The following is a 22,685-nucleotide window of genomic DNA, read 5'->3' as shown; positions in this document are numbered from 1 at the left end:
CGTTGCAGTCGCCATCGTTTCCGAAAGCCCGCGTTGACCACTCCGCAGATCCTTGCCTTCGCCCTCGTCGCCGGGACGGTCGCGACCTTCGCCTGGGGCCGGTTTCGCTATGACCTGGTGTCGCTCGTGGCGCTGGTGATCGGCATGGCGATCGGGATCGTGCCCGTGAAGGCGGCGTTTTCAGGCTTCACCAGTGACGTGGTCGTCATCATCGCCTCCGCGCTCGTCATCAGCGCGGCGGTCGCACGATCGGGGGTGGTGGAAACGGCGATCCGCCCGCTGCTCGCGCATCTGACCTCGCTGGCGATGCAAGTACCCGCGCTCGCCGGGGCGACGGCGCTGCTGTCGGTGGTGACCAAGAATGTCGGCGCGCTCGCCATCCTGATGCCGACCGCGATCAAGCTCGGACGGACGGAGGGCAGCTCGGTTTCCGCCCTGCTGATGCCGATGGCGTTCATGTCGCTGCTCGGCGGCCTCGTCACGCTCGTCGGCACGTCGACCAACATCATCGTCAGCCAGGTGCGCGAGGAAACGCTGGGCAAGCCGTTCGCGATGTTCGATTTCGCACCGGTGGGGCTCGCGCTGACGCTGCTCGGCTTCGTCGTCGTGTCGATCGGCTGGCGGGTGCTGCCGCGCGACCGGCCGTCCGCGGCGGGCATCGCGGATCTGGCGGGGGACGCCGCCTATGCGACGGAGGCGACCGTGCCGGACGCGCTCGACCCGGCCTTCGCGACCATCGCCGATCTGGACTTCGGGCGCGACGGGGTGACGCTCGCCGCGATCGTGCGGGCCGGCGGCGTGCGGGTGGCGGCCGCCGCCGACGCGGCGTTGATGCCGGGTGACATATTGGTGCTGGAGGGCGAGGACGCGGGGCTGGCGCGCATGTTCGCACGCCTGCCGCTGCGCCCCGCGCGCGACGACCGCGACGTGGCGGAGGAGCCGAGCGAAGAGGTCCGCTCGATCGAGGTGACGATCCAGCCCGGATCCGAGCTGATCGGCCAGTCCGCCGCCCGCACGCGGATGCAGGATCGCTACGGCGTCAAGCTGCTTGCCGTGGGGCGGAGCGACGAACGCATCACGCAGCGACTACGCGAAGTGACGCTGAAGGCGGGCGACGTGCTGCTGATCCAGGGTGGCGAAAAGGCGTTTCCCGAATTCATGCGCACGCTGTCGCTGCTGCCGCTCGCCGAACGCGTCGTGAAGCTGGGCGATCGGCGGCAGCGGCTTGGCCCGATCGCCATCCTGGCGGCGGCGATCCTGCTGATCGGCACGGGCACGATTCCCGTCGTGGCGGGGTTCTTCGGCGCGGCGGTGATGATCGTGGCGATCGGCGCGCTGCCGATGCGCGAGGCCTATGGCGCGCTGGAGCCCGAAGTGCTCGTCCTGATCGGCGCGCTGACGCCGCTGAGCGAAGCAGTGCAGCATACTGGTGGCACCGCGCTGATCGCCGCAGGGCTCGCGCATCTGCTGACGGGGATCGCGCCGCTGCTGGTGCTGGGCACGCTGATGGTCACCGCCATGGCCTGTTCGCCGTTCCTTCACAACGCGCCGACCGTGCTGGTGCTGGGGCCGATCGCGGTCTCGGTCGCGCAGCGGCTCCACCTCAATCCCGATCCGTTTCTGATGGCGGTGGCGACGGGGGCTGGCTGCGATTTCCTCACCCCCGTCGGCCATCAGTGCAACACGCTCGTGATGGGCCCGGGCGGCTACCGGTTCGGCGATTACTGGAAGCTCGGGCTGCCCTTGTCGATCATGGTGATCCTGGTCGGCGTTCCGCTGATCGCCTGGGTCTGGCCGCTCACATGACCCGCCGGATGCCCGCCCCGCTACGCACGCTGCTCCGCCAGGCGACCGCGTTCCGCCGCCGGCTGCGCCGCAGCGAGGCGACGTTCATCATCCTCGCGGTGGTGGTGGGATCGGTCACGGGCGGACTGTCGGTCGCGCTCGGCGCGGCGGCGCACGCGCTGCAGGCGCTGCTGTTCGGGTTGCCGGGCGAGATGCGGCTGAGCGCGATGCCGCATCTGCCCTGGTCGCGGCTGCTGGCGCTGCCCGCCGGCGGCGCGGTGCTCGGGCTGCTGCAATATGCGCTGGAACGCTGGCGTCGCCGCACCCCGGTCGACGTGGTGGAAGCCAATGCGCTGCACGGCGGCGCGGTGCCGTGGCGCGACAGCCTGAGCGTCACCGCGCAGACCTTCGCATCCAACGGCTTCGGCGCGTCGGTGGGGCTGGAGGCCGCCTATGCGCAGGTCGGCGGCGGCCTCGCCTCGGTGATCGGGCGGCGGCTGAGCATCCGCCGGTCCGATCTGCGCATCCTGGTGGGCGCAGGGGCGGGCGCCGCCATCGGCGCGGCGTTCGGCGCACCGCTCACCGGCGCCTTCTATGCGTTCGAGATCGTGATCGGCGCCTATACCCCGGCGGCGATCGCGCCCGTCGCGGCTGCCGCGATCGCGGGCGTGGCGACCGCGCGCAGTCTGGGCGGGGTGCCCTATCTCATTACGGTGTCGAGCGTGGGCGTCACCCGCAACATGGATTATCTGGCGTTCGTCGGCATCGGCCTCGCCTGCGCGTTCGTGGGAATCGCGCTGATGCGCTCGGTCAGCCTGGTGGAGGCGGGCGTGCGGCGGATCGGGCTGCCCGCCGCGGCCCGACCTTTCCTGGGCGGGCTGCTGCTGATGCCGATCGCCTTCCTCTCGCCCGAGGCGCTGTCGGCGGGCCATGGCGCCTTGCACCTGACGCTGGCGGGCGATGCGCCGATCCTGATCCTGTGCGGCGTGCTCGCCCTCAAATGGCTCGCCTCCTCGGTGTCGCTCGGCTTCGGGTTTCGCGGCGGGCTATTCTTCGCCTCGCTGTTTCTCGGCGTGCTGGTCGGCCGGATCTATGCGGGCGCGACCGAGATCCTGCTGCCCGGCGCGCCGCATCTGTGGACACAGGACGCGGCCTTAGTGGGCATGGCGGCGCTGGCGGTCGCGGTGATCGGCGGACCGATGACGATGACGTTCCTGGTGCTGGAGGCGACGCGCGACTTCCAGCTCGCCGCGATCGTCCTCACCGCATCGCTGGTGGCGAGCGCGGTGGTGCGCGAACTCTTCGGTTACAGCTTCTCCACCTGGCGGTTGCATCTGCGCGGCGAAGTGATCCGGTCGGCGCGCGACATCGGCTGGGTGCGCCAGTTGACCGCGCGGTCGATGATGCGCGCGGCCCCGGTGACCGCGCCTGCCGCCATCACCATCGCCGCGCTGCGCCGCCGCGTGCCGCTCGGCTCGACCGGCCGGATCATCCTGCTCGACGCGGAGGATCGTTATGCCGGCATCGTCGCCACCACCGATGCGTTCGCCGACGGCGTCGACTGCGACGCGGCCGCCGCCACGCTCGCGCGGCGGCCCGACGAGACGATCGATCCCGCCCGCAACATCACCGAGGTCATGCAGGTGTTCGACCGGCTGGGCGTGGACGATCTGGCGGTGGTGGCGGCCGATGGCGCGCTGCTCGGCACGCTCACCGAGGCGCATGTGCGCAAGCGCTATGCCAACGAACTCGAACGCAGCCAGCGCGAACTGTTTGGCGAGGCCTGAAAAAGTTTGGCGGATGCGCGACGGAAATCGCGGATCGCTGCGTTCTACCCTGTACGGCGCCAAACGAAGCGCCCGAGCAAGACAGGAGTATGTCCCATGAAGCGTATGATCGGATTGATCCTCGCGGCCGGCGTCGCCGTCGCAGCGGCCGGAACCGCGGACGCCCGCGAGGGCTGCGGCCCCGGCTTCCACCGCGGGCCCTATAATGGCTGCCGCCCCAATCGGGGGCCTGGCTGGGGCGGCCCGGTGATCGTCGGCAACTACTATCATGGCCGCGGTTATTGGGATGGCCGCCGCTATTGGCAGCATCGCGACCGTTGGCACGGCGGCTGGCGCTATCGCTGAACCCCTTGTCGGGGGAGCCTGCCCCGGCTCTCCCGATCCGACGGGCCTTGCGGTTCGACGACGGGGAGCAGATCGTGGTGGTTCGACGGCCAGGAACGCTGAGGGTTGCACGACCACGATCCCGATTTCGAGCTGATCGCGCGCGTCGGCCGGGGCGACGGATCGGCGACGCGCATGCTGGTCGCGGCGAAATTGCCGCGCATCCTGGCGCTTGCGACGCGCGTGCTGCGCGACCGCGCCGAGGCCGAGGATGTCGCGCAAGATGCGTTCGTCCGTTCATGGCGGCAGGCGAAGACGTGGCGACGCGGCGATGCGCGGTTCGATACCTGGCTTCACACCGTGGTGCTCAACCTGTGCCGCGATCGGCTCCGTCGGCGCCGGGATGCGACCGGCGAGACGATGCCCGACCGGGCGGACCCATCGCCGGATGCCGAAGCCGGCCTGATCGCGGCCGAGCGCGGCCATGCCGTGGCGGAGGCGATCGCCGCCTTGCCCGAACGGCAGCGCGACGCCATCCTGCTGGTCCATTATCAGGATCTTTCGGGCATGGAGGCCGCCGCCGCGCTGGACGTGAGCGTGGAGGCGCTGGAATCGTTGCTGGCGCGTGGCCGCCGCCGCTTGCGCGACCATCTCGCCCCTGCGCAGGAACGCGACGTGCATGACTGAACCGCTGTCCCTCGAACGCTTTCGCGCGCTCGCCGACGCCTATGGCGGCGTGATCGCGCGCTGGCCCGAGCGCGAACGCGACGCCGCGCTGCGATTTTCGGCGCACCCCGAAGCCGTCGCGATCCTGCGTGAAGCCGCGACACTCGATGCCACGCTCGACCGGTGGCGCGTGCCCGCGCCCAATGCGGCGTTGCGCGACCGGATCGTGCGCAGCGCGATGCTTCCGGGCGCGATCACGGCGCGCGCGCGGCTATGGTGGTCGGGTATCGGTGTCGCGGCGGCGCTGGCGGGCGCCGGAGCGGGTATCGCCACCGTGGCCGTGGCGGCGCCGATCGACATCGCCACCGATGGCAGTACGTCGTTCGGCGACGTCGCGGCGCAGGACGGCTGAGGATGGGCAGGATCCGCACCGCGCTGGCATTGTCCGTCCTCCTCAACCTGTTCTTGGCGGCGGCGTTGATCGCGGGCGTCGTGTCGCTGCGCCGAGGGGGCGGCACGATCGCCGCGGGCGCCTTGCGCATCGCGGGGGTCGAATTGCCCCCGGCCGAACGCCAGTCGTTCCGCAAGGCGCTGCGCGACACGCGGCGGGCGATGCGCCCGACCATCCTCGACGGGCGCGACGCCCGCGCCGAAGCGGCAACGCTGTTGCGTGCGCCCACCCTCGACCCGAACGCCGTCGCCGGCGCGCTCGATCGCGCCCGGACGTCGGACATGGCGGTGCGCGCCGCGGTCGAACGGCGCGCCATCGCCTATGCCGCAACGCTGTCCCCCGCCAATCGCGCGAAGCTGGCCGATGCGATGGATCGCCGGGCCGAACGGGGCCGCCCGATCGGGCGATAACGGCGTCGGCCCGAGGCCGAAGCATAGCATCGTCGGGCATCGCCCCGCCTCGATCGTGCGACGGCCGCGGCAAAGCGCTATTCCCCGGCCGCCCTGTCCTGCCTAGACCATGGCGATGCTCGAACGCCCCGCCCGCCCCATCACCCACCGGCCGACCATCCGCGATGTTTCGAGGCTGGCCGGCGTGTCGTTCAAGACGGTGTCGCGAGTCATCAACGATCAGCCCTATGTCAGCGCCGAGAAGCGCGAGCGGGTGAAGGCCGTGATGGCCGAGATCGGATTTCAGCCGAGCCAGGCCGCGCGCGCGCTGGCCGGACGTCGATCTCACCAGATCGCGCTGATCTGCGACAATCCCAACCCCTGGTACGTGTATGAGGTGCAGGCCGGCGTGCGCGAACGGTGCGGACGCGACAAGGTGCGGATGATCGCGCAGCCCTATGATCGATCGTCGCCCGCCCTGCTGGGCGACATCGTCGCGCTGATCGACCAGGCGCACCCCGACGGCCTCGTGCTGGCGCCGCCGGCTTGCGACGATCGCCAGGTGATCGAGGAACTGGAGCGACGCGCCATCCCCTTCGTCCGCCTGCAGCCCGGCGCGCGGATCGATCACGTTCCGGCGACGTCGATCGACAACGAACAGGCGGCGTTCGACATGACGGCGTACCTGATCGGGCTGGGTCATGCCCGGATCGGGTTCGTGACGGGCGAGCGAAGCTACGCCGCGTCGAGCCAGCGCCTGGCGGGTTATCTGCGGGCGTTGGCGGAGGCCGGCATCGCCGTCGATCTCGACTATATCCGCCAGGGCGAATTCGATTTCGCGTCCGGAAAGGCGGCGGCGGATGCGCTGCTGGACCTGCCCGCCCCGCCCAGCGCGATCTTCGCGGCCAGCGACGACATGGCGGCCGGCGTGCTCGTCGCCGCGCATCGCCGCGGGATCGCGGTGCCGGCGATGCTGTCGGTCGCGGGGTTCGACGACGCCCCCCTGGCCGAGATCGTCTGGCCACCGCTGACGACGATCCGCCAACCCGTCCGGCATCTCGCGGCGGCCGCTGCCGATCTGTTGCTCACCCCCGGCGGGGCCCGGGAACGGCGCCTCGATTACGAACTGGTCGTCCGGGAGTCGACCGCTGCGCCGCCTGCGGCTTGACCAGCCGGTCGGTTAGGTGACACCGTTGTCGATATAAAGGAGAGACCGGGATGGAAGAGCGCGTCGATGCCAGGCGGTGGGCGATCGTCGCCCTCGCATTCGCGGCGATCATGCTGAACTACGTCGACCGGCAGGTCATCGCGCTGCTCAAACCGATGCTGCAGGCCGATTTCGCCTGGAGCGACCGCGATTACAGCCACATGGCGTCCGCCTTCCAATTCTGTGCCGCGGTGTCGTTTCTCGGCACCGGCTGGTTCATCGACCGGATCGGCCTGCGCAAGGGGTTCGCGATCGGCGTCGCAACGTGGAGCCTGGCGGGCATGGCGCATGCGCTGGTCGGCAGCGTCGCGGGGTTCGTCGGGGTGCGCGCGCTGCTGGGGGCCGCGGAGTCGATCGGCACCCCGGCGCAGGTGAAGACCGCCGGCATCTATTTCCCGCCCGAACGGCGATCGTTGATGCTGGGCATCGGCAACATGGCCTCCAATTTCGGCGCGGTCGTCGCGCCGCTGTCGATCCCGCCGCTGGCGCTTTGGCTCGGCTGGCGCGCCGCGTTTCTGCTCACCGGCGGCCTTGGGCTGGTCTGGGTCGTGATCTGGTTGATCGTCACGTCGCGGGCCGGGACCACCACCGCACCCGCCGACGACGCGCCCGCCGACCGGGTGCCCTGGGGCGCGATGCTGCGGGATCGGCGGCAATGGGCCATCATCGCCGCCAAGGCGCTGAGCGACCAATGCTGGTGGTTCCTGCTGTTCTTCATGCCCGATCTGTTCCACCGCCTGTTCAACCTGTCGCAAGGCGCGCTGGGGCTGCCGATCGCCTTCATCTATCTGCTTGCCGCGCTGGGATCGCTCAGCGGCGGATTGCTGCCGACATGGCTGCTGGCGCGCGGGATCGGCATGGATCGCGCGCGCAAGGGATCGATGCTCGTCTATGCCGTGCTGATCCTGCCGGTGCCGCTGGTGCTGCTGACGGACAATGCCTGGGTCGCCGCGTCGCTGCTCGGCCTGGCCCTGTTCGCGCATCAGGGATTCTCGACCAACGTGTTCGGCATGACGGCGGATATCTTCCCGTCGCGGATGATCGGCACCGCCATCGGGATCGGCGCCTTTGCCGGCAATCTGACAGGCATGGCGATGCTCGAGGCCGCGGGTTTCTCGCTCGACAACGGCTATGGCTATGCGCCGCTGCTGATCCTGTGCGGCGGTTCGTATCTGGTCGGCCTCGCGCTGGTCCAATTGCTGGTGCCGCACTTGACGCTGGCCGAACCCGGCGCCGCGCGCGTCATGCCGGTGAGCCACTGACAGCGAAACGGCCCCGGGATCGCCCGGGGCCGCCTCGATCCCTCAGGGGCAGGAACGATCAGAAGTTCACGCGCCCGGTCACCCCGTAATAGCGGTCCGCGTCGCGCGGGATCTGGTAACGGTACGAGCCCGATGGGCCGCCGTTCTGGATCGCCGCCGCGAAGCTCTGGTCGAGCAGGTTGCGGACCTGGAAGGTCAGGCGAACGCGATCCTTCGCATCGCCGATTCCGGCCGACAGATTGACAAGGCCATAGGAGTGGATCGTGCCGAGCTGGCGCTGCACCGGGTCGGGCGAAAACAGCGCGAGTTGCTTAGACTGGTAATTGCCCTGAGCCCCCAGGAACAGGTCGATCGCCCGACCCGTGCGCCAACGGTAATCGGCGCCGAGCGAACCCTTCACCTTGGGTGCGAACGGCAGCGACGTACCGGCAGGGATCACCGCCGTCGCCGCCGCACCGGGCGCCTGGAGGAACTGGTCGACATGCGCATCGGTGTAGGCGATGCCGCCCGACAGCGACAGATCGGCGACCGGGCGGAAGACGATGTCCGCTTCGCCGCCCCGCGTCGAGACCTTGCCGGCGTTGGTGAAGCGCGTGACGACGACACCGGCGACCAGATCGGGGTTGTTCGCCTGGAAATTATCGTACTTGGCATAAAAGGCATCGATGTTGAGCACCAGCTTGCCGCCGAACAGCGTGTTCTTCAGCCCCACCTCGTAACTGTTGGAGGTTTCCGGTGCGATCACGTTCGTGCCGGTCGCCGTCAGGTTGAAGAAGACGTTGAACGCCGGGCCCTTATAGCCGCGCGTATAGCCGCCATAGGCCGTCACATTGTGAGTCACGTCGAACTGCAGCGCCGCCTTGCCCGACAGGTTGGTGTTCGTCGTCTTGTTGGTGAACGCACTCGCCGGCGTGCCGGTGCCGGTCGCCGTTATGGGGAAGCTCGGCTGGATGCCGGGACCCGCCAGCGCCGTCGTGCGGGTGAGAAACACATTCAGCTGATCCGCCGTCCAGCGCATCCCGCCGATGAAGCGGAACCGATCGGTGAAATTGGCGGTGGCCTGGCCGAAGGCGGCGATGTTCTTGAACACCGAGCCATAATCGGACTGGCCGAAGGGCGTGGTCGTCGCCGGCGCACCGGCCGTGCCGCAGGGGATCAGAACCGTCGGCGTGGCGGCGCCGTTGCAGGCGATGTCGGCGCGCGAATAGATCCGCTCCGATTCCGCCCGCGAATAATAGAGCCCGACGACATAGGAGAGGAACTGGTGCGCCGGCGACGTGAGGCGCAGTTCCTGGCTGAACGTGTTGCCGGTCTGCGGCCCGACGTCATGAAGCTGGTTGAAGCCGACATAGGCCTGCGGCAGGAAATCGCCGTCGCGGATCTCGGTGTTCCGATAGTCACGATAGGCGGTGATGCTGGTCACCGTCTGCGTGCCCAGTTCGGTGTCGAGCTGGAGCGAGACGCCATAGCCCTCCTCCTTCGTGCGGGTGACCAGATTCTGGTTCACCGCGCGCGTGCGGTCGCCGAGCGGCGTCGGCAGCACCGCGAACGCCGGGCTGGTGATCGCCGCCCCGGCCGCGTTCAGCGCGCCCGTGCCGATCACCTCGGCGCAGCAATTGTCGTCGTCGCGATGATAGTCGCCGATCAGCGCCACCGTCGTGCGGTCGCTCGGCATCCATTTCACCTGCGCGCGGGCACCGTAATGCTCGTAACCGTTCACGCGGTCGCCGGTCGCAACGTTGCGGATGTTGCCGTCGTACCGGCCGTAGAAGCCGGTGAAGCGAGTCAGCAGCGTGTCGCTCACCGGGAGGTTGAGCGCGCCGCGAATGCGCGCCTCGTTGCCGTTCGTGAAATAGCCGCCCTCGACATAGCCGCCCAGATCGCGCGTGGGCTGTACCGACACGATGTTGATGACGCCGGCCGAGGCGTTCTTGCCGAACAGCGTGCCCTGGGGCCCACGGAGCACCTCGAGCCGTTCGATATCGACCAGATCGCCGAACGCCTCGCCCGATCGCGCATAGACCACGCCGTCGACCACGGTCGAGACGGACGGCTCGCCGGCGATCGAAAACGTCGTCGTGCCGACGCCGCGCAGGAACAGCGACTGGTTCAGCGTCGTCCCCGATTTCTGGAAATTGAGCGCGGGCACCAGCGTGACCGCGCCCTCGAGCCCCGGCTTGCCCAGCGCCGAAAGCGCCGCGCCGCTGACGACGGATACCGCGATCGGCACCTCCTGCAACCGCTCGCTGCGCTTCTGCGCGGTCACGACGATATCGCCGGTGGGAGCGGCCTCCGGTTGGGACTCGGCCGGCTGCGCCGCGACGCCGGGGGGCGGCGGGCTCTCCGCGGCGGCTTGCGGTGCCGGACTGGAAGCGACGCCGCCGGAGACGGACGCCTGCGCGTCCTGTGCATCGGCCGGCCGAGCGGCCAGCAACGCCGGAGCGGCGACCCCCAGCAGCATCAGGATTCGCGTCGTTGCAACCTTCATCATCATTCCTCTCCTGAACGCACCACTGGTTTTCCAGCGAATCCAATGTCTTGCCATGACGCCCACACCCTTTGGCATGTCCGCATGCTGCATTGGCGATCATCACGCCGCCATTTAGCTTTTCTTTAGGCCGATTTTGCGCCATCAGACAACGGTGTCTTACATCGCTCCTCCCGATCGCACCGTTGCCCTTGGCGACACCGGCCTCACCATCAGCACCATCGCCTGGGGCATGTGGCGGTTCGGCGGCGACGACGTCGGCGAGGCGCGCATCCTCGTCGAAGCGGCGCTCGACGCCGGCGTCACGCTGCTCGACACCGCCGACATCTACGGCCCCGACAATGGCGAGTCGTTCGGTGCCGCCGAGACGCTGCTCGGGCGGGTGCTGGCCGAGGCGCCGGCCCTGCGCGACCGCATGGTGCTGGCGACGAAGGGCGGCATCAGCATGGGCGTGCCCTATGACTCGCGCGCCTCGTACCTGGCCGAGGCGATCGACGCGTCGCTGTCGCGGCTCGGCTGCGAGCGGATCGATCTCTATCAGATCCACCGTCCCGATCTCCTGACGCACCCGCAGGAGGTCGCGCGGGCGCTGGACGATGCGCGCGCCGCGGGCAAGATCGCGGCAATCGGTGTCTCCAACCACACCCCGGCGCAGACGGCGGCGCTGGCCTCGTTCCTGACGGCGCCGCTGGTCAGCCATCAGCCCGAATTCTCCGCGCTGGCCGTCACGCCGCTGTTCGACGGGCTGTTCGACCAGGCGATGGAGCGGGGGATGGCGGTACTCGCCTGGTCCCCGCTCGGCGGGGGACGGCTCGCCGATCCGCAGGACGCGCGCGCCCAGGCGGTCGCGGCATTGCTCGATGCCAAGGCCGACGAGGCCGGCGTCGATCGCGCAGCCGCGGCCTATAGCTGGATCATGGCGCATCCGGCGCGCCCCATCCCGATCGTCGGAACCCAGAACGCATCCAGGATCGCGAAGATACCGGACGCCTATACGCCACGATGGACCCGGGCCGAATGGTATGCGGTTCTCGAGGCGAGCCTGGGCGAGAAACTGCCATGACGGCCGCGTGCGAAGTGAGCTGGTTTTCGGCGCTCTGCGACGATGATTACGAGTTCCTCGGCGTTTCCGATCCGCAGCTGAAATCGAGCTGGGAGCATTGCCGCGACATCGTGCTTCAGGCTGAAACCGGCGGCTTCGACAATATCCTGCTGCCGTCGGGCTATGCGCTCGGCATCGACACCACCGCCTTCGCCGCCGCGATCGCGACCATGGTGCGCCGCATCCGGCTGCTGATGGCGGTGCGCATCGGCGAAAGCTGGCCGCCCCAGCTCGCGCGCCAGATCGCCACCATCGACCGCATCCTGGGCGGACGGCTGACCATCAACATCATCTCGTCCGATCTGCCCGGCGAGAAACTCGCCTCCGCGCCCCGCTATGCGCGGACGCTGGAGGCGATGCAGATCCTGAAGACGCTGCTCAACGGCGGTCCGCTCGATCATCAGGGCGAATTCTGGCAGCTCAAGCTCGACGCTCCCGCCGTCTCGACGGTATCCGGCAAATGCCCGCCCCTCTATTTCGGCGGCCTGTCGCCCGATGCGCGCGAGGCCGCGGCACAGGGTTGCGACGTCTATCTGATGTGGCCCGACAAGCAGGAGGCCGTCCGGGCGATCATGGACGACATGATCGCGCGCGCGGCCAGGCACGGCCGCACGCTGAAATTCGGCTATCGCGCGCATGTCGTCGTCCGCGACACCGAGGCGGAGGCGCGCGCCGCCGCGGACCGCCTGCTGTCGAAGCTGGATGCGGCCGAGGGCGAAGCCATCCGCAACAAGTCGCTCGACACCACCTCCATGGGGGTAGCCGCCCAATCGGCGCTGCGCGAGAATGCGAGCGAAAGCGGCTATGCCGAAGAGAATCTATGGACCGGGGTCGGCCGCGCCCGGTCGGGCTGCGGCGCAGCGATCGTCGGCGATCCCGATCAGGTCCTCGCCAAGCTGCGGATGTATCAGGACATGGGGATCGAAGCGTTCATCCTGTCGGGCTATCCGCATGCCGCCGAGGCCGATCTGTTCGCCCGCCACGTTCTGCCCAAGCTGCGGCACGGCCCACTGACGCTGGACTGAGGAACGGCGCCGTACCGCGCGCCGACGAAGCCGCGGCAGGCGCCAAGGGAGAGTTGTCGATGGTTGCCAGCGCTTCCTCTCCGCTCGTTGCTGGTATGGGCGGCACGACGCGGCTCCGGCTGATCGCGGTCGACGGGGGCTTCGATCTGTGCGTCGGGGACATGCCGGTGGTGAGCCACCGCCCCGCCCGCCCGGCCGTCTTCGTCGGGATCGGCCGTCCGGACATCGACATGTACCGCGGCAACTATGTCCTTTCCGACCGGCTCGATGCGCGCGTGCCGCTCGCCCACGCAGCGGTCGACGGAGACACGGTGACGCTGGCGGCGACGGCCACCGGCGCCCCGCTCCTGCGCGTCACCGTGACCGATGCCGGACTGGCGATCGCCGCGCTCGATCCCGCGCTCAACCGCTTCTGGCTGCGCTGCGTCGCCGAGCCGGGCGAGCGGCTATGGGGCGGTGGCGAACAGCTATCCTATTTCGACATGGCCGGTCGCCGCTTCCCGCTCTGGACCTCGGAGCCGGGCGTCGGGCGCGACAAGTCCACGCTGATGACCTTCCAGTGCGATCGCGACAGCCGGTCCGGCGGCGACTATTGGAACACCAACTATCCGCAGCCGACCTATGTCTCGTCACGCCATTATGCGCTGCACCTCGATACGACCGCCTATAGCTGTTTCGACTTTCGCGACCCCGCGTTCCACGAGATCGAGGCATGGGAGATCCCCACCGGGATCGAGCTCTTCGCGGCGGAGCGCTTCGCCGGCATCGTCACCCAGCTATCCAGCCGCTTCGGCCGCCAGCCCCGCCTTCCCGGCTGGGCCTATGAAGGCGCGATCCTCGGATTGAAGCAGGGGGCGGAAAGCTTCGCGCGCATGGAGACGATGATCGCAGCCGGCGCGATCGTCACCGGGCTCTGGTGCGAGGACTGGGTGGGCCTGCGCGTTACCAGCTTCGGCAAGCGGCTGTTCTGGGACTGGAAGGCGAACGAGAGCCGCTATCCGGGGCTGCGCGCGCACATCGCGGCGCTGGCCGAGCGGGGCATCCGGTTTCTGGGCTACGTCAATCCCTATCTCGCCATCGACGGCTCGCTCTATGCCGAAGCGGTCGCCGCCGGCTATCTGGTGCTGCGCCGCGACGCGGACGCGCCCTATATCGTGGACTTCGGCGAATTCGATTGCGGCATCGTCGATTTCACCAATCCCGCCGCGGCGGACTGGTTCGCCGACCGCGTGATCGGCCGCGAGATGCTCGATTACGGGCTGTCGGGCTGGATGGCGGATTTCGGCGAGTATCTGCCGACCGACATCCGCCTTCACGACGGCACCGACGGCATGCTGGCGCATAACGCATGGCCGACGATCTGGGCGGAGGTGAACGCCCGCGCGATCGCCGCGCGCGGGCGCACCGGCGACGCGCTGTTCTTCATGCGCGCCGGGTTCACCGGCGTGGGGCGCCACTGCCCGCTGCTGTGGGCAGGCGATCAGTGCGTGGATTTCTCGCGCCATGACGGGATCGGCACCGTCATCCGCGCGGCACTGTCGTCCGGCATGCTCGGCAACGCCTATCACCACAGCGATCTCGGCGGTTATACCAGCCTCTACGGCAACGTCCGCACGCCCGAACTGCTGATGCGCTGGAGCGAGCTCTGCGCCTTTTCGCCGGTGATGCGCAGCCATGAGGGCAATCGTCCCGACGACAATCTCCAGCTCGACGGCGATCCGGCGGTGCTCGCGCATTTCGTGGCGATGACGCGCGTCCACGCCGCGCTCGCACCCTATGTGGCGGCGCTGTGCGACGAGGCCGTGGAAACCGGCCTGCCGCTCCAGCGCGCGCTGCTGCTCGATTGGGAGGAGGATCCCGGCTGCTGGGGGATCGAGACGCAGTTCGGCTATGGCCGCGACCTGATCGTCGCACCCGTGATCGCGCCCGACCGCGATCGCTGGGCCACCTATCTTCCCGCCGGCGCGCATTGGGTGCATCTCTGGTCGGGCGAGCGGTTCGCGGGCGGCCAGACGGTAGAGGTCGCAGCCCCGCTCGGCCGGCCGCCGGTCTTCTGGCGCGAGGGCAGCGATCACGCCGCGCTGTTCACCGCGCTCGCCGCCGAGGCACCATGATGACGGCGGCGTGCGGCGTCGGGCGGGCGCTGTTTCAGACCGTCACCGAACGTCGCAGCATTTCTGGGGTCGGATGACGTTAGGTCGATCCAGTCTGTCTACGTTCGTGCGAGCTTGTCGAAGCACGCTCTCCGCAGTCCAACGTTGGCATGCGGCGCATGCCCTTCGCCAAGCTCAGGGCGAACGGGTTAAGTAACGTCGTCAACTCTAGACCGCGCTCGCCCGGCGTTCGGTCGAGAACAGGACGAGCGCGGCCGTGACCAGCGCGGCGCCGACCGCGGCCGTCGCCGTCCAGCCGCCCCGTTCGAAACTCAACGTCGCGAGCATCGAGCCTAGTGCGCCGGCCAGGAACACCATGGTCATGTACACCGCGTTGATGCGGCCGCGCGCCTCGGCCGCGATCGAGAAGAGCACGCGCTGGCCGAGCACCTGGTTCAATTGGGTCGCCCCGTCGAGCAGCACGGCCGCGGCGGCGAGAAGGATCAGCGCATGCGCCGCCGCGGCCCAGCCGGCGAGGAGAAAGGCACCGATTGCGGACGTCAGCGCCACCGCCGTGCCCGCTCGAACATGGCCCCGGTCGCCGAGCCGCCCGGCGATCGGTGCCGCCAGCGCACCGCCGGCACCGGCCAGCGCGAACAGCGCGATACCGCCCTGGCCCAGACCGAAGCGCCGCGCGAGCAGCAGCGGCACCGCCGTCCAGAACAGGTTGAACGCGGCGAACATCGTCGCCTGATAGGCCGTGCGCCGCCGGATCGCCGGGGTATTCACCAACAGCCGAACGCTCGATCGCAGAAGCTGGCCGTATCGCAGATCGGGTTGCGGGCGGCGTTCCGGAACGGTGCGACTGACGAGCAGCGCAAGCGCCGCCATCCCGATCGCGGCAAGCCCGAAGATCGTGCGCCAGCCGGCCACCGCGGCGACCCCGTTCGCCAGCGGGCGCGCCAGCATGATCCCGGCGATCAGCCCGCCCATGATGTTGCCGACGATCCGGCCGCGCCGGCTCTCGGGCGCCAGATGGGCGGCGAGCGGCACCATGATCTGTGCGCCGACCGAGCAGAACCCGGTGAGAAAGGAAAACAACAGGAAGCTCACCGCGCCCGTCGCCAGCCACGTGCCGAGCAACCCGAAACAGGCGCCGCCCGTCAGCGCCAGGATGAGCCGCTTGTTCTCGACCCGGTCCGCGAGCGAGACGACGAAGAACAAGCCCGCCCCATAGCCGAGCTGGGTCGCGGTGACGACCAGGCCGGCGACGGCGCCGTGCAGGCCCAGCGCCGGCGCGATCTCGCCGATCAACGCCTGCGCATAATAGAGGTTCGCGACCATCAGGCCGCAGGCGATGGAGAAGACGGCGGTCAGGCCCGGCCCGATGCCCGGTGCGGGCGCTTCGCCGCTCATCGCCATGCCGCGCGCTCCTCGGCGGTGAGTGGCAATTCCACGGCGCGGCGTTCGCGGGACGACAGGCTTGCGGCTTCCACCACGGCCATGACCGCGAGCGCCTCGATCGGCGGCACGGGCGCGGCCCCCGCTCCTCGAAGCGAAGTGGCAAGCCTATCGTAGAAGCGGCGCTGATCGCCAGGGGTCGCCGGGATCGTGCGTTCCGTCCCGTGCCGGTAGATGGTGAGGCCGTCGGGATCCGCACCCCAGCCTTCCGCGCCCGGCTTCGTGCCGTCGAGCAACAACGCTTCCTGCCGATCCGGCAGGCGCTTCACGAAACTGCCCTCCGTACCATGGGCGACGAAGCGATGCGTTCCCCCCGCGACGAGCATGCCGGCGTGCAGGATGACGCGCCGTTGCCCATAGAACAGGATGACATGAGCCCAATCGTCGGTCACCGCGCCGGGCCGCTGGCACGCAAGGCTCGCCTGTATCAGATCGGGCAAGCCGAAGAGTTGCAGCGCCTGGTCGACGAGATGCGGCCCGAGGTCGAACCAGACGCCACTGCCCGGCCCCGCGCGTTCGCGCCAGCGATCCCGCACTTCGGGGCGGAAACGATCGAGATGCGATTCGAAATGCACGATGTCGCCGATCATCCCGGCGGCGATCGCGTCGCGGACGGTAAGGAAGTCGCTGTCCCAGCGCCGATTGTGAAACACCGAAAGCTGCCGGTCGGCGCGCGTCGCCGCGGCGACGACGCTTCGTGCTTCGGCCAGGTCGAGCGCGAACGGCTTGTCGATCACCACATGCTTGCCGGCCTCGATCGCGGCAAGCGCGAGCGGCGCATGCGCTTCGTTGGGCGTGGCGATCACGATCAGATCGATGTCGGGCGAGCGAATGATGGCGAGCGGATCTGCATCGACCCGGATGCCCGGCAGGTCGGCATGCACCTTTGCGGCATCGCGCGACGCGACGGCGCACAGCATCAGACGGTCCGACGCCGCGATCAGCGGCGCGTGGAAAGTCTTGCCCGAAAAGCCATAGCCCAGCAGGCCGACGCGCAGAGGATCGTTCATCGCATTCGCTTCCTTGGTCTGCCGCCGGGGCGTGATGGCTGCAGGATCGTGTCACCGCCGCGAACAGCGGAGCCTCGCCAACGTTCCACTCCGCCGTCCGGCACGATTATTCCGAGCCATGCAGCGCTCGCTCGAAAAACTTTGGCTCCAGCGACCCGCCCGGACGTTCCAGTCGCACGTCCTTATCCGAGGTTCTTCCATGACGATTCCCCCCGATCCCGTTTGGTTCATCACCGGTTGCTCGACCGGCTTCGGTCGCGAACTGGCCAAGCTCGTGCTCGCCCGTGGATGGAGGGTCGTGGCGACCGCCCGTTCCGCCGACCGCGTCGAGGATCTGGCCGCAGCGAGCGACAGCCGCGCACTGGCGGTGGCGCTCGACGTCACGGACGCCGACCAGATCGCCGCCGCCGTCGCGCAGGCCAAGGCGCGGTTCGGCCGCATCGACGTGCTCGTGAACAATGCCGGCTATGGCTATCAGTCCAGCGTGGAGGAAGGCGAGGAGGCCCAAATCCGCGCCCAGTTCGATGCCAATGTGTTCGGCCTGTTCGCGATGACCCGCGCCGTCCTGCCGCTCATGCGGGAACAGGGAGGCGGCGCCATCCTGAACGTCACGTCGGTCGGCGGCATCACGGGCTTTGCAGCCAGCGGCTATTACAGCGCAACCAAGCATGCGGTGGAGGGCTGGTCCTCGTCGCTCGCGTCCGAAGTGGAACCGCTCGGGATCAGCGTGACCTGCATCGAGCCCGGCCCGTTCCGCACCGATTGGGCCGGCCGCTCCCTGATCCAGACCGAGAGCCGGATCGATGCCTATGCCCAGACGGCAGCGGCGCGGATGGGCACGACCAGCGGCTATAGCGGCCAGCAGCCCGGCGATCCGGTACGCGCCGGCGAGGCCATGATCGAGGCGGTGTTGCGCGACGTGCCGCCGCGACACCTCGTGCTGGGCAAGTTCGCCTATGACACGGCCGTGGATGTTTTCCGAAAGCGCCTGGAAGAGGTGGAAGCCGATCGCGCGTTGGCGCTCAGCGCCGACTACCCGGACGCCCGGGGCTGACGGGCCGGCTTAGGCGCCGGATGGTCAGTGCCGCTTCGTGAGGCGAACGATCGTGGGCAGCAGCCGTCGTACGATGACGTCCACGCCGCCCGCATCGGGATGCAGCCCATCGGCCTGTATCAGACGCGGGTGGCCCGCCACGCCGTCGAGGAAGAACGGGTAGAGCGGCACGCCATGCGTCTTGGCGAGGGCGGGGTACATGGCGTCGAACGCACGGACATAGTCCCGCCCCAGGTTCGGCGCCGCACGCATGCCGATCAGCAGCACGGGAATGCGGCGGGCGTGCAACTCGGCAAGGATCATGTCGAGATTGGCCTTGGTCTGTTCGGTCGGGAGGCCGCGCAGCATGTCGTTGGCGCCGAGTTCGACGAGAACCAGATCGGGCGCCCGACCGAGGCCGCGCAATCCCCAACGCAGCCGCGCCCGCCCTTGCGCCGCGGTATCGCCGGCGACACCGCCGTTGCGCACCGTCGCAGGGATGCCGGCGTCGCGCAGCGCGGCTTGCAGCCTTGCCGTGAACCCCTGATCCGGCGCGAGGCCGTAACCGGCCGTCAGGCTGTCGCCGAACGCCCAGATCAGCGGCGCGGGCGCCGCCGCGACCGCAGCCGGAGCGCCCGACAGGATCGCGACCAAAGCGAGCATCGCGGCATGCCGCAATTGCCGTCGAACGCCGGATCGACCAAGACGGAACGATGGTTTCATCTCCCACCGATAGCGCGCTGATCGTCGCACGCAACGTGTCGCTGTCGCTCGGCCGTGCGCTGGCGCGGGTGGACATCCTCCGCGGAATCGATCTGCGGGTCGCATCGGGCGAAAGCGTCGCGCTGCTGGGTCCGTCGGGATCGGGCAAATCCTCGCTGATGGCGGTGCTCGCCGGATTGGAGCGGCCGAGCGGCGGCAGCATCGCCGTGGCGGGGCTCGACTTCGGCGCGCTCGATGAAGACCGGCTCGCGGTCGCGCGGCGCGGGCGGATCGGCATCGTCCTTCAGGCCTTCCACCTGTTGCCGACGATGACTGCGCTGGAAAACGTCGCGGTGCCGCTCGAGCTGGCGGGGCAAAGCGACGCCTTCGCCCGCGCCGAGGCGGAACTCGCCACGGTCGGGCTCGGTCATCGTACCCGCCATTATCCGGCGCAATTGTCGGGCGGCGAGCAGCAGCGCGTCGCCATCGCCCGCGCGCTCGTCGCCCGCCCGCCGCTGATCTTCGCCGACGAGCCGACGGGCAATCTCGACACCGCGACCGGCGCGGCGATCATGGACCTGCTGTTCGCCCGCCATGCGGCAAGCGGGGCGACGCTGTTCATCATCACCCACGATCCCGTGCTGGCGGCGCGGTGCGCGCGCGTGATCCAGCTCGCCGACGGCCATATCGTCGCGGACAGGAGCAACGGGTGAGCCTTGCCTGGCGCCTGGCGCTGCGCGATCTGCGGCGCGGCGGGCGCGGGCTCGTGCTGCTGGCGGTGTGCCTGTTCCTGGGCACCGCGGCGCTGGCCGGCATCGGCAGCCTTGCGGCCAGCATGATCGCCGCGCTCGACGGAAACGGCCGGCAGATGCTGGGCGGCGACATCGAGTTCAGCGTCTCGCAGCGGCGCGCGACCGTGGAAGAGCTGGCGGCGTTCGGCCGGATCGGGCGCGTATCGGAGGTCGTCGGGTTGCGCGCGATGGCCGATGCGGGCGGCGCGGCGGCGCTGGTCGATCTGCGCAGCGCGGATGCGGCATGGCCGCTGGTCGGGCGATTCCGGCTCGCACCGGGCGCTCTGGCCGCTCGACCGCACGGACGCGAGGTCGCGATCGCACCGGCGCTGGCCGATCGGCTGAACGTCCGGCCGGGCGACACGCTGCGGATCGGCTCCGCCCCGCTGCGCGTGATCGGCCTCATCGCCGACGAGCCCGATCGCCTCGGCGCGGGCTTCACGCTGGGGCCGCCGGCTCTGGTGGATCCGGTGGCTCTCGACGCGACCGCGCTGCTCCAGCCCGGCAGCCTCTATGAAAGCCATTACCGCATCGCCCTCGCCGATCCCGAGGCGGCGGCGGCCGTGCGGGATCGGCTGTTGCGCCGCTTCCAGGGCGCGGGGTGGTCGGCCAAGCTCAGCGACCAATCCGCGGGCGGGCTGCGCCGCGGCATCGACCAACTCGGGCAGTTCCTGCTCATCGTCGGCCTGGCCGCGCTGGCGATCGCGGGCGTCGGCGTGGGCAGCGGCGTGGCGGCCTATCTGGCAGGCAAGACGCAGATCATCGCCACGCTGAAGGTTCTGGGCCTGCGATCGCAGACCATCGCCACCATCTTCCTGATCCAGCTCGGGCTGGTCGCGGTGATCGGCGTGGGCGGCGGCCTGGTGGTCGGCGCGGCGGTGCCGTGGATCGTGACGGCGATCGCCGGAACGGCGCTGCCGGTGCTGCCGCGGCTGACGCTGTATCCGCTGCCGCTGACGACGGCCGCGGTCCTCGCGTTGCTGGTCGCGTTGCTCTTCGCGCTGCCGGCGCTCGCCCGTGCGCGCGCCGTGCCCGCCGCATCGCTGTTGCGCGATGCGGTCGCCATGCGCCGCCTGCCATCGGGGCGCGTAGCGGGCGTCATGGCGCTGCTCGTTGCCGCGTTGGTCGCGCTCGCGGTGCTGACGGCGTCGGACCGGCTGCTCGCGCTCGGCTTCATCGGCGCGATCCTCGCGGTCATCATGCTCTTATGGGGCATCGGGTCGGCGATCCGCGTCGTGGCCGCCAGGCTGCCGCGCCCGCGCCGTCCGCTGCTTCGGCTCGCCGTCGCCAACCTCCACCGGCCGGGTGCGCAGACCGATCGGCTCGTCGTGGCGCTCGGCCTCGGTTTGTCGCTGTTCGTGGCGCTCGCGGTCATCGATTCGAGCCTGGCGTTCGAGCTGCGCAACGCCGCACCCGCCAAGGCGCCGCGCTTCTTCGCCATCGACCTCCAACCCGAGGATGCGACGACCTTCGCCCGCACCGTCAAGTCCGCGGCACCCGACGCCAGGATCGAGGCCGTGCCGTCGCTGCGCGGATCGATCGTCGCCTTTCACGGCATGCGCGTCGTTGACATGAAGACGCTGCCGGAGGGCGCATGGGTGCTGCGCGGCGACCGGACGATCACCTGGTCGGCGACCTTGCCGCCGCGCAACACCGTCGTCGCGGGCCGATGGTGGCCGGCGGAGTATCACGGTGCGCCGCTGGTATCGATCGAGGACAGGGCGGCGACCGCGCTCGGCCTCAAGGTGGGCGACAGCATCACCATATCGGTGCTGGGCGTCGACGTTCCCGCGCGGATCGCGGCGCTCCGCAAGATCGACTGGGGCGGTCTGGGACTGAACTTCGCGATCGTCTTCTCGCCCGGCTATATCGAGGAAGCGCCGCACGGCCTGTTGGCGAGCGTCTATGCGCCGCCGGCCCGCGACGGCGCGATCGCCCGCCGCGTCGCCGCCACGCTGCCCTCGGTGACGATGATCCGCGTCGGCGACGTGATCGCGCAACTGGGCACGGCGCTCGCCCAGATCGCGCTCGCCGTCCGGGTGGCGGCGGCGGTCACGGTCGCTGCCGGGATCGCGGTGCTGATCGGCGCGATCGCCGCATCGGGCCGCACCCGGCGCTATGATTCCGTCATCCTGAAACTGCTCGGTGGCAGCCGTCGCCAGGTGCTCGGTGCACAGGCGATCGAATATGCCATTCTATCCCTGGTGCTGGCCTCGGTCGCGCTGGTTCTGGGCTCTGCCGCCGGCTGGTATGTGGTCACACAGACGTTCGGCATGGTCTGGGCGCCGCGTTGGGACATCGTGGCGGCCACGCTTGCGGGCGCGCTGGCGATGATACTCGCAACCGGACTCGTGGGGAGCCTGCCGGCCCTCAGAGCACGGCCGTCCGCCGCGTTGCGGGACGGGTAGCGGCATCAGCCGTCCGATCGCAGACGGTATCCGACGCCGAGCTCGTTCGCGATCACGCTTCCGACCTGGCCTGCAGGCTCGAGTTTCTGGCGCAGGTTGCGCACGACGATCCGCAGACATTCGATGCACGGGTCCTCCTCGCCCGCCCAGGCGGCAGCGATGATGCGCTCGTGCGTGACCACGCGGCCGATATGGCGGGCGAGGATGGCGAGCACGTCGTGCTCCTTGCGCGTGAGCGCCGCCACCTTCTCTTCAGTGGCGTCGCGCGCGGAGACGACGAGGATGACCGCGTCGTCGCCCTCGCGGGGCAGCGGAATAAGGCTGAGGCCGTCCCGGTCCGGCAGGTCGGGATCGAGCAGGATGGCATCGGGCCGATCGGCACCGGCGCGCGCCGGCGCTTCCTTGCCGTTGATCGCCTCGACGACGGCGTAGCCGGCCCGCTCGAGCGTGTTGCGCAGCAGCCGGCGGATCGCCGCTTCGTCATCAGCCACGAGGATTTTGGACGCCATCAGAGCGAGCCTCCCCCCGGCCCGCTCGCGCCCGAGCCAACCCGCTTGCGCTCCGCCCGATTGTCGACCACATTGGTGAAACCCAAGGATTTCTGCGGGTCTTGGTGGTGAAGGTTGGTGTCCCCGAGTGGATTCGAACCACCGGCCTGCGGTTTAGGAAACCGACGCTCTATCCGACTGAGCTACGGGGAC

The 22,685-nt window shown here is 69.5% G+C and carries 19 protein-coding genes and 1 tRNA gene; 14 read left to right on the top strand and 6 right to left on the bottom strand.

Going from position 1 to position 22,685, the window contains the following annotated elements; all coding sequences use genetic code 11:
* Positions 1-33 precede the first annotated feature (33 nt).
* From OXQ95_RS17030 to OXQ95_RS16995, 8 genes are all read left to right on the top strand, one after another.
* A complete protein-coding gene (locus OXQ95_RS17030) occupies positions 34-1,806 on the top strand; it encodes an SLC13 family permease (protein ID WP_242097541.1) in 1,773 nt (590 codons plus the stop codon).
* A complete protein-coding gene (locus OXQ95_RS17025; RefSeq protein WP_267382309.1) occupies positions 1,803-3,572 on the top strand; it encodes a chloride channel protein in 1,770 nt (589 codons plus the stop codon). Before OXQ95_RS17030 ends, OXQ95_RS17025 begins: the two co-directional genes overlap by 4 nt.
* Positions 3,573-3,668: 96 nt before the next feature.
* Positions 3,669-3,917, top strand: a complete 249-nt coding sequence (locus OXQ95_RS17020) for a hypothetical protein (RefSeq protein WP_267382307.1) — start codon at positions 3,669-3,671, stop codon at positions 3,915-3,917.
* Positions 3,918-4,022: 105 nt separating this feature from the next.
* On the top strand, positions 4,023-4,583 hold the full coding sequence (locus OXQ95_RS17015; RefSeq protein ID WP_267382305.1) for an RNA polymerase sigma factor: 561 nt from the start codon (positions 4,023-4,025) through the stop codon (positions 4,581-4,583).
* Positions 4,576-4,974 carry a hypothetical protein gene (locus OXQ95_RS17010; protein WP_242097545.1) on the top strand — a complete coding sequence of 133 codons (399 nt, stop codon included), beginning with the start codon at positions 4,576-4,578 and terminating at the stop codon, positions 4,972-4,974. Before OXQ95_RS17015 ends, OXQ95_RS17010 begins: the two co-directional genes overlap by 8 nt.
* A 2-nt stretch (positions 4,975-4,976) precedes the next feature.
* On the top strand, positions 4,977-5,423 hold the full coding sequence (locus OXQ95_RS17005) for a periplasmic heavy metal sensor (RefSeq protein WP_267382303.1): 447 nt from the start codon (positions 4,977-4,979) through the stop codon (positions 5,421-5,423).
* 115 nt (positions 5,424-5,538) lie between these two features.
* The gene (locus OXQ95_RS17000) at positions 5,539-6,570 is read left to right on the top strand and encodes a LacI family DNA-binding transcriptional regulator (protein WP_267382692.1); all 1,032 of its coding nucleotides are present in this window, start codon (positions 5,539-5,541) and stop codon (positions 6,568-6,570) included.
* A 50-nt stretch (positions 6,571-6,620) separates the two neighbouring features.
* Complete coding sequence (locus OXQ95_RS16995) at positions 6,621-7,871, top strand: MFS transporter (RefSeq protein WP_267382300.1); 1,251 nt, start codon at positions 6,621-6,623, stop codon at positions 7,869-7,871.
* Between the two features lie 58 nt (positions 7,872-7,929).
* On the opposite strand, the gene OXQ95_RS16990 is transcribed toward OXQ95_RS16995, so the two are convergent.
* A complete protein-coding gene (locus OXQ95_RS16990; RefSeq protein WP_242097549.1) occupies positions 7,930-10,362 on the bottom strand; it encodes a TonB-dependent receptor in 2,433 nt (810 codons plus the stop codon).
* Between the two features lie 229 nt (positions 10,363-10,591).
* Between OXQ95_RS16990 and OXQ95_RS16985 the strand changes: the two genes are divergently transcribed.
* Genes OXQ95_RS16985 through OXQ95_RS16975 form a run of 3 tightly spaced genes read left to right on the top strand, consistent with a single transcriptional unit; the run spans position 10,592 to position 14,600 of the window.
* On the top strand, positions 10,592-11,422 hold the full coding sequence (locus OXQ95_RS16985) for an aldo/keto reductase (RefSeq protein WP_242097670.1): 831 nt from the start codon (positions 10,592-10,594) through the stop codon (positions 11,420-11,422).
* Positions 11,419-12,486: an LLM class flavin-dependent oxidoreductase gene (locus OXQ95_RS16980; RefSeq protein WP_267382297.1), complete on the top strand. Its 1,068-nt coding sequence runs from the start codon at positions 11,419-11,421 to the stop codon at positions 12,484-12,486. Before OXQ95_RS16985 ends, OXQ95_RS16980 begins: the two co-directional genes overlap by 4 nt.
* A gap of 59 nt (positions 12,487-12,545) precedes the next feature.
* The gene (locus OXQ95_RS16975) at positions 12,546-14,600 is read left to right on the top strand and encodes an alpha-glucosidase (protein WP_267382295.1); all 2,055 of its coding nucleotides are present in this window, start codon (positions 12,546-12,548) and stop codon (positions 14,598-14,600) included.
* Between the two features lie 207 nt (positions 14,601-14,807).
* On the opposite strand, the gene OXQ95_RS16970 is transcribed toward OXQ95_RS16975, so the two are convergent.
* Positions 14,808-16,001, bottom strand: coding sequence for an MFS transporter (locus OXQ95_RS16970; RefSeq protein ID WP_267382293.1), 1,194 nt, complete (start codon positions 15,999-16,001; stop codon positions 14,808-14,810).
* Positions 15,992-17,050: an oxidoreductase gene (locus OXQ95_RS16965; RefSeq protein ID WP_267382291.1), complete on the bottom strand. Its 1,059-nt coding sequence runs from the start codon at positions 17,048-17,050 to the stop codon at positions 15,992-15,994. Before OXQ95_RS16965 ends, OXQ95_RS16970 begins: the two co-directional genes overlap by 10 nt.
* Positions 17,051-17,168: 118 nt before the next feature.
* On the opposite strand from OXQ95_RS16965, the gene OXQ95_RS16960 reads away from it, so the two are divergent.
* Positions 17,169-18,104, top strand: a complete 936-nt coding sequence (locus OXQ95_RS16960) for an oxidoreductase (RefSeq protein ID WP_267382289.1) — start codon at positions 17,169-17,171, stop codon at positions 18,102-18,104.
* A gap of 24 nt (positions 18,105-18,128) precedes the next feature.
* Here the strand turns inward: OXQ95_RS16960 and OXQ95_RS16955 are convergent, their stop codons facing one another.
* Complete coding sequence (locus OXQ95_RS16955) at positions 18,129-18,746, bottom strand: arylesterase (RefSeq protein ID WP_267382378.1); 618 nt, start codon at positions 18,744-18,746, stop codon at positions 18,129-18,131.
* A gap of 50 nt (positions 18,747-18,796) precedes the next feature.
* Here OXQ95_RS16955 and OXQ95_RS16950 point away from each other — a divergent pair, with 50 nt between their 5' ends.
* The gene (locus OXQ95_RS16950) at positions 18,797-19,498 is read left to right on the top strand and encodes an ATP-binding cassette domain-containing protein (protein ID WP_267382287.1); all 702 of its coding nucleotides are present in this window, start codon (positions 18,797-18,799) and stop codon (positions 19,496-19,498) included.
* Positions 19,495-21,984, top strand: coding sequence for an FtsX-like permease family protein (locus OXQ95_RS16945; protein WP_267382285.1), 2,490 nt, complete (start codon positions 19,495-19,497; stop codon positions 21,982-21,984). The genes OXQ95_RS16950 and OXQ95_RS16945 overlap by 4 nt, the downstream gene beginning before the upstream one ends.
* A 5-nt stretch (positions 21,985-21,989) precedes the next feature.
* Here the strand turns inward: OXQ95_RS16945 and OXQ95_RS16940 are convergent, their stop codons facing one another.
* Both OXQ95_RS16940 and OXQ95_RS16935 read right to left on the bottom strand, forming a co-directional pair.
* Entirely contained in the window at positions 21,990-22,493 is a 504-nt protein-coding gene (locus OXQ95_RS16940; RefSeq protein ID WP_267382283.1) for a response regulator transcription factor, read from the bottom strand.
* Between the two features lie 115 nt (positions 22,494-22,608).
* Positions 22,609-22,685, bottom strand: a tRNA-Arg gene (locus OXQ95_RS16935).

It is taken from the genome of Sphingomonas sp. GC_Shp_6 (assembly GCF_026540835.1).
In the GTDB taxonomy this organism is placed as follows: Bacteria; Pseudomonadota; Alphaproteobacteria; order Sphingomonadales; family Sphingomonadaceae; genus Sphingomonas.
This window is presented reverse-complemented; position numbering and strand designations above follow the sequence as displayed.